Annotated in this window: 10 protein-coding genes; 2 read left to right on the top strand and 8 right to left on the bottom strand. The window is 70.7% G+C overall.

The window, feature by feature from the left end; all coding sequences use genetic code 11:
- Positions 1-40 precede the first annotated feature (40 nt).
- The 3 genes from K7862_RS19900 to K7862_RS19890 all read right to left on the bottom strand — a co-directional run bounded on the left by K7862_RS19900 (position 41) and on the right by K7862_RS19890 (position 2,795).
- Positions 41-697: a vitamin K epoxide reductase family protein gene (locus K7862_RS19900; protein WP_222964353.1), complete on the bottom strand. Its 657-nt coding sequence runs from the start codon at positions 695-697 to the stop codon at positions 41-43.
- 107 nt (positions 698-804) lie between these two features.
- The gene (hisS, locus tag K7862_RS19895) at positions 805-2,067 is read right to left on the bottom strand and encodes a histidine--tRNA ligase (protein ID WP_222964351.1); all 1,263 of its coding nucleotides are present in this window, start codon (positions 2,065-2,067) and stop codon (positions 805-807) included.
- A gap of 11 nt (positions 2,068-2,078) precedes the next feature.
- A complete protein-coding gene (locus tag K7862_RS19890) occupies positions 2,079-2,795 on the bottom strand; it encodes an MBL fold metallo-hydrolase (protein ID WP_222964349.1) in 717 nt (238 codons plus the stop codon).
- 293 nt (positions 2,796-3,088) lie between these two features.
- On the opposite strand from K7862_RS19890, the gene K7862_RS19885 reads away from it, so the two are divergent.
- Both K7862_RS19885 and K7862_RS19880 read left to right on the top strand, forming a co-directional pair.
- Entirely contained in the window at positions 3,089-3,934 is an 846-nt protein-coding gene (locus K7862_RS19885) for a peptidylprolyl isomerase (protein WP_222964347.1), read from the top strand.
- A 222-nt stretch (positions 3,935-4,156) separates the two neighbouring features.
- A complete protein-coding gene (locus K7862_RS19880; protein WP_222964345.1) occupies positions 4,157-5,383 on the top strand; it encodes a DUF349 domain-containing protein in 1,227 nt (408 codons plus the stop codon).
- 111 nt (positions 5,384-5,494) lie between these two features.
- Here the strand turns inward: K7862_RS19880 and K7862_RS19875 are convergent, their stop codons facing one another.
- The 5 genes from K7862_RS19875 to yajC all read right to left on the bottom strand — a co-directional run bounded on the left by K7862_RS19875 (position 5,495) and on the right by yajC (position 12,405).
- Positions 5,495-7,975 (bottom strand): RelA/SpoT family protein, encoded by a 2,481-nt coding sequence (locus tag K7862_RS19875; RefSeq protein WP_222964343.1) that lies wholly within the window; start codon positions 7,973-7,975, stop codon positions 5,495-5,497.
- A gap of 240 nt (positions 7,976-8,215) precedes the next feature.
- Positions 8,216-8,776: an adenine phosphoribosyltransferase gene (locus K7862_RS19870; RefSeq protein ID WP_222964341.1), complete on the bottom strand. Its 561-nt coding sequence runs from the start codon at positions 8,774-8,776 to the stop codon at positions 8,216-8,218.
- A gap of 124 nt (positions 8,777-8,900) precedes the next feature.
- A complete protein-coding gene (gene secF / locus K7862_RS19865; protein WP_222964339.1) occupies positions 8,901-10,076 on the bottom strand; it encodes a protein translocase subunit SecF in 1,176 nt (391 codons plus the stop codon).
- Positions 10,076-11,845, bottom strand: a complete 1,770-nt coding sequence (secD, locus tag K7862_RS19860) for a protein translocase subunit SecD (RefSeq protein WP_222964337.1) — start codon at positions 11,843-11,845, stop codon at positions 10,076-10,078. The genes secF and secD overlap by 1 nt, the downstream gene beginning before the upstream one ends.
- Before the next feature lie 86 nt (positions 11,846-11,931).
- Positions 11,932-12,405, bottom strand: a complete 474-nt coding sequence (gene yajC, locus K7862_RS19855) for a preprotein translocase subunit YajC (RefSeq protein WP_222964336.1) — start codon at positions 12,403-12,405, stop codon at positions 11,932-11,934.
- Positions 12,406-12,421: the final 16 nt, after the last annotated feature.

Below are 12,421 nucleotides of genomic sequence, written 5' to 3'. Positions count from 1 at the left end.
GAGGGCGCGCACGGAGGCGTGGGCGGCGGCCTGCGGGTGGTCAGATGACGGTCTTCCAGTAGTACCAGAAGTGGGTGAGGATCAGCAGCGCGATGACGCCGTACCACAGCACCGGGACCACCCAGTGGAACTCCAGCACCGCCTCCCGCACCTTGCCCGGCACCTTGATGAGGCCGTGCTTGATGTTGTGCACGGCGGTGTACCAGAAGATCAGGATGGTGACGACCCAGGCCAGGCAGCACCACAGGCAGATCGCCTGGATGTTGTAGATCGTCTGGTACTGCAGCCAGCTGATGAAGCCGACGCCGAACAGGCCGCCGGCCTGCAGGCCGTACCAGAACCACGGCTTGTACCGGGCGCCGGCGAACATGCCCATCGCCAGGCAGACCACCACGCCGTACGCGACCAGGCCGATGATCGGGTTCTGGAAGCCGAAGGCGTGCGCCTGTGAGCTCTCCATCACGTCGCCGCAGGAGATGATCGGGTTCAGGCTGCACGAGAAGTGCGTCTGCTTGCCCTCGATCTTGTCCTGGAGCAGGACGAACTTGTCGTTGGTGATCACGAACGAGGCCCACAGACCGAGGGCGCCGCAGATCAGCAGCAGCCAGGTGAGCGGCCTGCCCGCGGCGATCGTCTGGCGCGCCGGCTCATCGCGATCGCCGTCCGTGCGGGGCTCGTCAAGAGCTGATGTCGTCATGATCGCCGAAGTCTCCAGGTCAGTCCGTGGGGGCGGGCATCCCTCATTGTGCACGAGGTCGGTCAGGACGGAGTAAGTCCTGACCGACCTCAACCCGGACGGGGGGTTTAAACCAGCCGCTCCTTGACGGTCGCGACGAGGTCGTCGAACGCCACCGGACCCTGCTCGCCGGTCTCCAGGTCCTTGAGCTGGACCACGCCCTCGGCCAGGTCCCGCTCCCCCGCGACCAGCGCGAACCGCGCGCCGGAGCGGTTCGCCGACTTCATCGCGTTCTTCATGCCCTTGCCGCCGTAGGCGAAGTCGGCGGCCACCCCGGCCCTGCGCAGCGCGGTGACCGCGGTGAACAGCGCCCGGCGGGCCTCCTCGCCGAGCGGCACCGCGTAGACCGCGGTGGCGGCCGGCAGGTTCAGCTCGACGCCCTCGGCCTGCAGCGCCAGCACCGTGCGGTCGACGCCGAGCGCCCAGCCGACGGACGGCAGCGACGGGCCGCCGATCATCTCGGACAGGCCGTCGTAGCGGCCGCCGCCGCCGACCGCGGACTGCGAGCCGAGGCCGTCGTGCACGAACTCGAAGGTCGTGCGGGTGTAGTAGTCGAGCCCGCGGACCAGCTTCGGGTCGTCCTCGTAGGCCACGCCCGCCTCGGTGAGCAGGTCGCGCACCTGCTCGTGGTACGCCTTGCACGCCTCGCACAGGTGGTCGGCGATCAGCGGCGCCCCGGCGAGCTGGCGCTGCACCGACTCGCGCTTGTCGTCGAGGACCCGCAGCGGGTTGATCTCGATCCGCCGGCGGGTGTCCTCGTCCAGGTCCAGCCCGCGCAGGAAGTCCTGCAGCGCGGCCCGGTACACCGGGCGGCACTCGCGGTCGCCGAGCGAGTTGAGCAGCAGCCGGAAGTCGCGGAGCCCCAGCGAGCGGTAGGCGTCCACCGCCAGGATGATCAGCTCGGCGTCCAGCATCGGGTCCTCGGCGCCGATCGCCTCGGCGCCGACCTGCGAGAAGTGCCGGTAACGGCCGGCCTGCGGGCGCTCGTAGCGGTAGTAGGAGCCGGAGTACCAGAGCTTGACGGGCAGGTTGCCGGTCTTGTGCAGGTTGGCCTGCAGGGCCGCGCGCAGCACCGAGGCGGTGCCCTCGGGGCGCAGCGCGAGCTGCGTGCCGCCCTTGGTGGTGAGGGTGAACATCTCCTTGGTCACGATGTCGGTGGACTCACCGACGCCGCGGGAGAACAGCTCGACGTTCTCGAAACCGGGGGTCTCGACATAGCCGTAGCCCGCACGGCGGGCGGGTGCGGCGATCGCCTCGCGCACCGCGAGATAGGTCGCGGAGTCGGGCGGCAGCAGATCGTAGGTGCCCTTGGGGGCCTGGAACGTGCTCACAGCAGCAGTCGTCACAATCCTCGTCGTGGAGCCGGTCCGGCGGCTCCGGCGGCGCGGGCCGCCTCACCCAGGTAGGGGTTGGTGGCGCGCTCGCGGCCGATGGTCGTCTGGGGGCCGTGGCCGGACAGCACCACGGTCGAGTCGTCGAGCGGCAGGCACACACGGGCCAGCGACTCGTACAGCTCGGCCGCGGAACCGCCGGGCAGGTCGGTGCGTCCGACGGAGCCGGCGAAGAGCAGGTCGCCGGAGAACAGCACCGGGGGGATGGAGTCTCCGGTGGCCTCGGGCAGCCTGAACGTCACCGACCCCCTGGTATGGCCGGGCGCGTGCGCGACGGTGAACTCCAGCCCGGCCAGCCGCAGGGCGGCGCCGTCGCTGAGTTCGCGGAGGTCGCCGGGCTCGCCGACGGTCAGCTCGCCCAGCAGCTGGGCGCCGATCGCGCGGCCCATGGCCTTCTCCGGGTCGCCGAGCATGTAGCGGTCCTCGGGATGTATCCAGGCCGGGACGTCATGGGCCCCGCACACCGGGACGACCGACGCGACATGGTCGATGTGGCCGTGGGTGAGGACGACGGCGACGGGCTTGAGGCGGTGTTTGGCGAGCATGTCCTCGACGCCCTGGGTCGCGAGGTGACCCGGGTCGATGATCACGCACTCCTCGCCGGCGGCGGGGGCGACCACATAACAATTGGTGCCCCAGGCCCCGGCGGGGAACCCGGCAATGAGCACGTTCGTCCTTCTGTCGTCCGCGGCGTCCGCCGCGGTGCTGTCGTGCGGTGGTGTGCCACGAGCCTACCGGCGACGGTGTGGCGGTCGCGAACCCGTATCGTGCGCGCATCGGAGCGCGTGCGGACTGGACTGCGGGCCTGCTTGACGCGAAGATCTCGGCACACGCATTCGCGTTCGAGAACAGAACAACAGACAACGGCTGCGGCCCCCGGGACACAGCCGCCACACAGTGAACGCACAGCGTGCCCCCCACGGCACGGACGGCAACGGACACAGACGACGGAGACGGCGAAGTGGTCACCAAGGATCAGCGGCGGCGGCAGCTCGCCCGGGAGAAGTTCGAGCGGCAGCAGCAGCGCAGGGTCGACGCGCGGCGCAAGGCGAGGGTCCGCAACTCCGCGATCGGCGCGGTCGTCGCGGTGGTCGCCCTCTCGCTCCTCGGGGCGTGGGGGGCCGGCGCGTTCGACAGCAGCGGCAAGAAGACCGACGCCGCGAAAGCGAGCACCTCCCCGTCCGCCTCCGCGGCCACCACGCCCGCCAAGGGACCGGACCCGTGCGCTCAGCCGGCCGCCGGCAAGCCGGGCACGCAGCAGTGGAAGAAGGAGCCGGCGCAGACCATCGACAAGTCCGCGCACTACACCTTCACCCTGCAGACGACCTGTGGCGCGATCCCGATCGCCCTGGAGGCGGCGAAGGCCCCCGAGACGGTCAACTCGTTCGACTTCCTCGCGGGCAAGGGCTTCTTCGACCACACCAAGTGCCACCGCCTGACCACCACGGGCATCTACGTGCTGCAGTGCGGCGACCCGACGGGCAGCGGCAGCGGCGGCCCCGGCTACACCATCGGCGACGAGAACCTGGACGCCTTCGGCAAGGCCGGCGCGAGCGGTTCGGTGACGTACAAGGCGGGCACCGTCGCGATGGCCAACACCGGCCAGAAGCACACCGGCGGCAGCCAGTTCTTCCTCGTCTACAAGGACAGCCCGCTGCCGCCCAGCTACACCCCGTTCGGGACGATCAGCTCCGACGGCATGACGGTGCTGAACAAGATCGCCAAGGCCGGTGAGTCGACCGGGCAGGGCGACGGCGCGCCGAACGCCACCGTCGTGATCAACAAGGCGACCGTCACCAAGTCCTGACCTGAGGGCGGGCGCGGGTCCTGGTCAGGACCCGCACCCGGCGGCCACCGAGACCTGATCGGTATCTGAATCGCGATTAGGCCGTCACGGGATGCGGACAGCCGGGGCGCTGGTCGCCTATGTTGGCGTTGGACCGGTCAGGGCGTGCGGCCCGGCCGGCTGGAAACTGTGGACGATGCCCGCCGGGCGCGATTCGGCGGGGCATCACGTGAGGGAGGCGCTGTGAGCAGCGACCCGTGGGGCCGCGTCGACGAGACGGGGACCGTGTACGTGCGGACGGCCGACGGGGAGAAGGAGGTCGGTTCGTGGCAGGCGGGCTCTCCCCAGGAGGCCCTCGCCTACTTCGAGCGCAAGTACGAGGGGCTCGTCGTCGAGATCAGCCTCCTCGAACGCCGGGTGAAGACCACCGACCTCGCTCCCAAGGAGGCGCTGACCGCGATCGAGCACCTGCGGACCACGGTGTCCGAGGCGCACGCGGTGGGCGATCTGCAGGCCCTGGCCAAGCGCCTGGACGAGCTGACCGAGCTGGTGGACAGCCGTCGTGAGGAGCGCAAGGCCGCCAAGGCCAAGCAGAGCGAGGAGGCCAGGGGCGCCAAGGAGCAGCTGGTCGTCGAGGCCGAGCAGCTCGCGGAGAGCGAGCAGTGGCGGTCGGCGGGCGAGCGGCTGCGGGCACTGGTCGACACCTGGAAGGGCCTGCCCCGGCTGGACCGCAAGTCCGACGACGAGCTGTGGCACCGCTTCAGCCACGCCCGTTCGGTCTTCTCCAAGCGCCGCAAGGCGCACTTCGCGTCGCTGGACGCGCAGCGCGAGGAGGCCCGGCGGACCAAGGAGAAGCTGGTCGCCGAGGCGCAGTCGCTGTCGGACTCCACCGACTGGGGCCCGACGGCGGCCCGTTACCGCGAGCTGATGGCGGACTGGAAGGCGGCGGGCCGCGCCCAGCGCGAGGCCGAGGAAGACCTGTGGAACCGTTTCCGCGGTGCGCAGGACGTCTTCTTCGCCGCCAGGTCCGAGGTGTTCGCCGAGCGCGACACCGAGCAGCGGGAGAACCTGGAGCGCAAGGAGGAGCTGGTCGCCGAGGCGGAGAAGCTCCTGCCGGTGGGCGACCTCAAGGCCGCCAGGGCGCAGTTCCGCTCGATCAACGAGCGCTGGGAGGCCGTCGGCCATGTGCCGCGGGACGCCCGGCCACGGATCGAGGCGCGGATGCACGCGGTCGAGCGCGCCCTGCAGGACTCCGAGGAAGCGGAGTGGCGCCGGACCAACCCGGAGGTGCGGGCGCGGGCCGAGGGCCTGACCGGACAGCTCCAGGCGGCGGTCGACAAGCTGCGTGACCAGATCGAGGCCGCCCGCGCGGCCGGCAACACCGCGAAGGCGGACAAGCTGCAGTCCGAACTGGACGGCCGCCAGGCCCTCCTGGACGCCGCTCTCAAGGGCATGGGCGAGTTCCGCTAGAACCGCACGCCGTGACGGCCGAAGGGCGGCCACCCGGGAGATCCCGGGTGGCCGCCCTTCGGCGTGCAGGTCGGCCCCCGCGGCCGTCGGCGGCGGCCGCGGGGGTCCGGGCTAGCGCTGCCGGCCGGAGGTGACGCGGTAGACGTCGTAGACGCCCTCGACGCCGCGGACGGCCTTCAGGACGTGGCCCAGGTGCTTGGGGTCGCCCATCTCGAAGGTGAACCGCGAGGTCGCGACCCGGTCACGGGACGTCTGCACGGCCGCCGAGAGGATGTTGACGTGCTGGTCGGACAGCACGCGGGTGACGTCCGACAGCAGCCGCGAGCGGTCCAGCGCCTCGACCTGGATGGCGACCAGGAACACCGAGGACTGGGTCGGCGCCCACTCCACGTCGATGATCCGTTCGGGCTGCTGCGACAGCGACTCGACGTTGACGCAGTCCGCCCGGTGCACCGAGACGCCGTTGCCGCGGGTCACGAAGCCGATGATCGGATCGCCCGGCACCGGCGTGCAGCAGCGCGACAGCTTCACCCACACGTCGCTCGTGCCCTTGACGATCACGCCCGGGTCGGCGTTCGCCCGCCGTTTGGTGCGGCCCTGGGTCGGCGTGGTGATCTCGGCGATGTCCTCGGTGGCGCCCTCCTCGCCGCCGAGCGCGTCCACCAGCTTCTGCACCACCGACTGCGCGGTGATGTGCCCCTCGCCGATCGCCGCGTACAGCGCGGAGATGTCGGGGTAGCGCATCTCGTGCGCGAGCGTCACCAGGGAGTCGCCGGTCAGCACCCGCTGGATGGGCAGGTTCTGCTTGCGCATCGCGCGGGCGATGGCTTCCTTGCCCTGCTCGACGGCCTCCTCGCGGCGCTCCTTGGAGAACCACGCACGGATCTTGTTGCGCGCCCGCGGGGACTTGACGAAGCCCAGCCAGTCGCGCGACGGTCCGGCGCCGGCCGCCTTGGAGGTGAACACCTCGACGGTGTCGCCGTTGTCGAGGGTGGACTCCAGCGGCACCAGACGGCCGTTGACCCGTGCCCCTATGGTGCGGTGGCCCACCTCGGTGTGCACCGCGTACGCGAAGTCGACCGGGGTGGCGCCGGCCGGCAGCGCTATGACGTCGCCCTTGGGCGTGAAGACGAAGACCTCGTTCTGCGACAGGTCGAAGCGCAGCGACTCCAGGAACTCGCCCGGGTCCTCGGTCTCCTTCTGCCAGTCCAGCAGCTGACGCAGCCACGCCATGTCGTTGACCGCGTCGTCCTTCTTGTCCGAACGCGGGCTGTCCGTACGGACCTTGGACGCTCCGGCCACCGCGTCCTGCTTGTACTTCCAGTGCGCGGCGATGCCGTACTCGGCGCGGCGGTGCATGTCGAAGGTGCGGATCTGCAGCTCGACGGGCTTGCCGCTGGGACCGATCACCGTGGTGTGCAGCGACTGGTACATGTTGAACTTCGGCATCGCGATGTAGTCCTTGAACCGGCCGGGGACCGGGTTCCATCGCGCGTGGATGGTGCCGAGCGCCGCGTAGCAGTCCCGGACGGTGTCGACCAGCACCCTGATGCCGACCAGGTCGTAGATCTCCGCGAAGTCGCGGCCGCGGACGATCATCTTCTGGTACACGCTGTAGTAGTGCTTCGGGCGGCCGGTGACGGTGGCCTTGATCCGGGCCGCGCGCAGGTCCTGCTGCACCTGGTCGGTGACGACCGCCAGGTACTCGTCGCGCTTGGGGGCGCGTTCGGCGACGAGACGGACGATCTCGTCGTACATCTTCGGGTAGAGGATCGCGAAGGCGAGGTCCTCCAGCTCCCACTTGATGGTGTTCATGCCCAGCCGGTGCGCCAGCGGGGCGTAGATCTCCAGGGTCTCGCGGGCCTTCTTCTCCTGCTTCTCGCGCTTGAGGTAGCGCATGGTCCGCATGTTGTGCAGGCGGTCGGCGAGCTTGATGACCAGCACCCGCGGGTCCTTGGCCATCGCCACGACCATCTTGCGGACGGTCTCGGCCTGCGCGGCCTCGCCGAACTTGACCTTGTCCAGCTTGGTGACGCCGTCGACCAGCAGCGCGACCTGGTCGCCGAAGTCGCGGCGGAGCTGCTCCAGGCCGTACTCGGTGTCCTCGACGGTGTCGTGCAGCAGCCCGGCCATCAGCGTCGCCGGGTCCATGCCCAGCTCGGCCAGGATCGTCGTCACCGCGAGCGGGTGGGTGATGTACGGGTCGCCGCTCTTGCGCTTCTGGCCGCGGTGCCAGCGCTCGGCGACCTGGTAGGCCCGCTCGATCTGCCGGAGCTGGCCGCTGTCGCCCTTGGGGTCGTTGCCCCGGACGATCCGCAGCAGCGGTTCGAGCACCGGGTTGTAGGGGCTGGAGCGCTGCACGCCGAGCCGTGCCAGCCGGGCCCGCACGCGACTGGAGGAGGCCCCCGGCCGGGTGGGCGCGACGCTGCCCGGCGTCCGGACGGGCCGGACACCGGGGGGCGCGGGCTTGGGCGCGGTCGCCTTGCTCTCGGCGGGCTCGGTGGCTCCGCCCGACGCGGCGGTGAACCCCGGCCCGCCGGTGACGGGCTCCGGCCCGCCTGCGGCGCCGAGTGGCTGGGCCTGGTCTGGCAAGTGCACTCCTCACGCGGGGGTGGGAGTACCCATGGTATCGAGCCGCGGAGGCAACCGGAGGGCCCGGTGGGGCAAGGCGGCCCCAGGCCGCCGCAGCGGGCCCGTAGACGGCCCGGGAGGCCGTAAGGGGGCGGCTGTGGCCTCCTGGGGCCGGAGAGGGCCGGCGTGGGCCCAGGCGGCCGGGGACGGCCTCAGGCGGCCTCGCAGCTTTTCTGGGCCGTCCGTGTGACCGCGGGCGCCTCAGACGGCGATGAGCGCGTCCAGCGGGGTGGCGCCCAGGACCGGGGCGAGCCGTCCCCGCCCGCCCAGGAACCCGAGCTCCAGCAGCACCGCCACTCCGGCGACGGTCGCGCCGGTGCGGCGGATCAGTTCCAGGGACGCCTCGGCGGTGCCGCCGGTGGCCAGCACGTCGTCGATCACCATGACCCGGTCGCCGGGAGCGAAGGCGTCGGTGTGGAGCTCGATCTCGGCGGTGCCGTACTCCAGGTCGTAGGACTGGCCGAGCGTCTCGCCGGGGAGCTTGCCCGCCTTGCGGACCGGGACGAAGCCGAGGTGGGCGCGGGCGGCGGCGGGGGCCGCCAGGATGAAGCCGCGCGCCTCCAGACCGACGACCTTGGTGGCCGCGTGCCGCCGGCAGAGCCCGGCCAGCGCGTCGACGAGGGCGTTGAAGGCGACGGGGTCGGCCAGCAGCGGGGTGATGTCCTTGAACACCACACCGGGCTTCGGGTAGTCCTGCACGTCCCTGATGCGGGAGAGCAGCAGGTCACGCAGCTCGGCGGAGGCGGCTTCCGTCGTGGTCATGGTGCTTCTTTCGGGGCGGGGGCGAGAAGGTACGAGCCTACGGGCCGCACAGGCGGCGACGGCTCGCGGACACAAAGGCCCGCCGCCGCCCGGCTGATTCAGCCGGGCGGCGGCGGGCGGTGGTTCAGCGGCGCTTGCCGGAGGGGCGGTTGCGGCTGCGGTTGCCGCGTCCGGGCGGCTGGTTGCGCGCCGGGCGGCCGGCGGCCGTGCCCTGGGAGCGCTGGCCGACGACACCGGCGGTCGCGGTCGCCGCGTCCTCGTCGTCGGGCACCTCGCGGTCCCGCTCGTCGCCCGCGGCCTCGGTCGCGCGCGGGTCGTCGCCCTTGGCGGCGTCGGAGGCCCGCTTGGCCAGCACCCGCTTGCGCAGCGACTTCAGCTGCGGCTCGCGCTCCTTGAGGTCCGCCACGATCGGGGTCGCGATGAAGATCGAGGAGTAGGCACCGGCGGTGAGGCCGACGAACAGCGCGAGCGCGATGTCGTTGAGCATGCCGGCGCCGAGGATGCCGCCGCCGATGAAGAGCAGCGCGGCGACCGGCAGCAGCGCGACCACGGTGGTGTTGATCGACCGGACCAGCGTGCTGTTGAGGCTGCGGTTGGCGACGTCGCTGAAGGTGAACTTGTTCTGCTTGGTGATGTCCTTGCTGGCTTCCTTCAGACCGTCGAAGACGACGACGGTGTCGTAGAGGGAGTAACCGAGGATCGTCAGCAGACCGATCACCGTGCCCGGCGTGACCTCGAAGCCCACTAGGGCGTAGACGCCGGTGGTGATCGTCAGGTCGTGGAGCAGGGCGACCAGGGCCGCCACCGCCATTCTCCACTCGAAGGCGATGGCCAGGTAGATGACCACCAGCACCAGGAAGATGACCAGGCCTTCCAGGGCCTTCTGGGAGATCTCCTTGCCCCAGCTCGGGCCGACGATCTCGGCGTCGACCTTGTCCTTGGGCATGTTCAGCGACTGGGCGATCTTCGTCTGCGCCTCCTTGGAGGCGTCGGTCGAGATGCCGCTGACCTGGATGCGGACGCTGCCCGTGCCGAGCTTCTGCACGGTGGCGTCGTGCCCGGCGGTGTCACCGGAGATCTTGTTCTGCACGTCCGAGACCGACAGCGAGGTCTTGGGCGTGGTGAAGACGGCGCCGCCGGAGAACTCGATGCCCTCCTTGAGCCCGTTGACGGCCAGACCGATGATCGCGGTGATCGTGATCAGGATCGAGATGCCGTACCAGATCTTGCGCTTGCCGACGAAGTCGTAACTGACCTCGCCCCGGTGCAGCTTGTGCCCGAGGGTGCCGAGCTTGGACATCAGGCTTCCTTCGTCTCGGAGGGCTTGCGGCGGACGCTGCGCAGGGGCGCTCGCCGCACGCCGAGGCTCTCGGGGTTCAGACCGGACCACTTGTGGCCCTGGGCGAAGAACGGACGCCGGGCCAGGATCGTCATGAGCGGCTTGGTGAACAGGAAGACCACCGCGACGTCGAGCAGCGTGGTGAGGCCGAGCGTGAACGCGAAGCCCTGGACCTTGCCGACGGAGACCACGAACAGCACCGCGGCGGCGAGGAAGGACACGAAGTCCGACACCAGGATGGTGCGCCGGGCGCGCGGCCAGCCGCGGGCCACCGCGGGCTGCAGGGACCGGCCCTCGCGCAGCTCGTCTCTGATGCGTTCGAAGAAGACGATGAACGAGTCGGCGGTGATACCGATGGCCACGATGGCACCGCAGACCGCCGGCAGGTTGAGCGCGAACCCGATGGCCGAGCCGAGCAGGCACATCAGGGTGTAGGTGAGCACCGCCGAGACCATGAGGCTCGCGAGGGCGACGAGGCTCAGGCCGCGGTAGTAGGCGACCAGGTACAGCACGACCAGCGCGAGACCGACGGCGCCGGCGATCAGGCCGCCGCGCAGCTGCTCACCGCCGAGGGCGGCGGAGACGGTGGTCTTGTCCTGGATGTCGAAGGCGAGCGGCAGGGAGCCGTACTTCAGCACGTTCGCCAGGTCCTCGGCGGACTGCTGGGTGAAGCTGCCGGAGATCTGGGCGCTGCCGCCGGTGAGGGCGCTGCTGACCCGCGGCGCCGACTGCACGTCGCCGTCGAGGTCGATGGCGAACTGGTTGTACGGCGTCTGCTGGCTGGCCAGGTTGCCGGTCACCGAGGTGAACTGCTTGGCACCCGCGGAGTCGAACGACAGGTTGACGACCCAGCCGTTGCCCTGCTGGGTGTCGAAGGCGGCGTTGGCGCTGGAGACGCGCTTGCCGTCGATGAGGGACGGGCCGAGCAGGTACTTGGCCCAGGCGCCGTTGACCTGGCCGCAGGCCACGACCTTCTCGTTGGCCTTGTTGTTCGCGACCGCCTCGGCACGCTGGTTGGCGTTGGTGCAGTCCAGCTTGTCGGCCTTGGCCTGCAGGGCGGCCGGGATGCTGGTGTCGGCGGTCGGGGTGCCGCCGGTGGCCGGGGTGGTCGGCGCGGCCGGCGTCGGCGCGGTCGGCGACGGCGTGGGCGCCTTGCCCGTGCTCGACTTCAGCGCGTCGGTGACGGCGCGGCCCTGCGGCGTGGCGCTCTTCGACGGGGTCGCGGTCGACTTCGGGGTGGCGGTGGACTTGGGAGTGGCGCTGCCCGTGGGCTTCGGCGTCGTGGTGCCCGAGGGCGTGGGCGTGGCGGCCGGCTTGGCCGGCTTGCCGTCGACCTCGGCCAGCACCTGGCGGAAGTACAGCTGGGCGGTGGTGCCCACCTGCTTCTCGGCCTGGTCGGCGTTGGTGCCCTTGGGGATGTTGACGATGATGTTCTTCGAGCCCTGGGTCTGGACCTCGGCCTCGGAGACACCCAGGCCGTTGACACGGCGGTTGATGATGTCGACCGCGGTGTTCATGTTGGCCTTGTTGACCGCGTTCCCCTGGTTGGCCTTCGCCTGCAGCGTGATGCTCACACCGCCGGCGAGGTCGATGCCGAGGCGCGGCGTCTTCTGGCCGGAGATGAAGATCCCCCCGGTCAGCGCGACCAGGGCGATGAGGATCACGGCCAGGGCGCGCCCGGGATACCCCTGGCTCCCCGACGACCTGCGGCCCTTCTTGGCTGCTGCCACCTTCTTGTTTCTCCCTGTCCTACCGCCCGGGCGTACGGCTCCCCGGGGACGGCCACGAGTGTTGTGAGACCGGACCCTTGCTGAGGCTACTTGCCGTCGCGGGGCGCGCCGCTGTCCTGCGGCGTGGCGGCGTCGGACTTGCTGAGGTCGATCGGGGCGTCCTCGGCGGGCGCGTCCTCGGCGGTCCCGGCGTCCCCGGCCTCCTTCGCGTCGGCGTCACCGGCGTCGGCCGCGGGGGCCTGCGCGTCGTGGTCGAGGCCCTCGGGCTCGTCCGGCTCGATGCCGTGGACGATCCGGTTGAACTCGTCCTCGCCGAGCACGGTGGCGATGGCGTTCTTGGCGAAGTGCGCGTGGACGCCGTCCGTGAGTTCGAGGAGCACGGTCTCGTCGTTGACTTCCTTCACCACGGCGTACAGGCCGCCGATGGTGCGGACGCCAGTGCCGGGCTCCATCTTGCTGCGCATCTCCGATGCCTGACGCTGCCGGTTCTTGGCGGATCGCGACATCATGAACATGACGCCGACGATCAGGATCAGGGGGAGGAGGATTCCGATGTTCACGGTCTGGACATTCCTT

Source organism: Actinacidiphila acidipaludis, from assembly GCF_019890725.1.
GTDB lineage: Bacteria > Actinomycetota > Actinomycetes > Streptomycetales > Streptomycetaceae > Actinacidiphila > Actinacidiphila acidipaludis.
The sequence above is the reverse complement of the archived record's forward strand: the minus strand, read 5'-3'. Positions and strand labels throughout refer to the sequence as shown.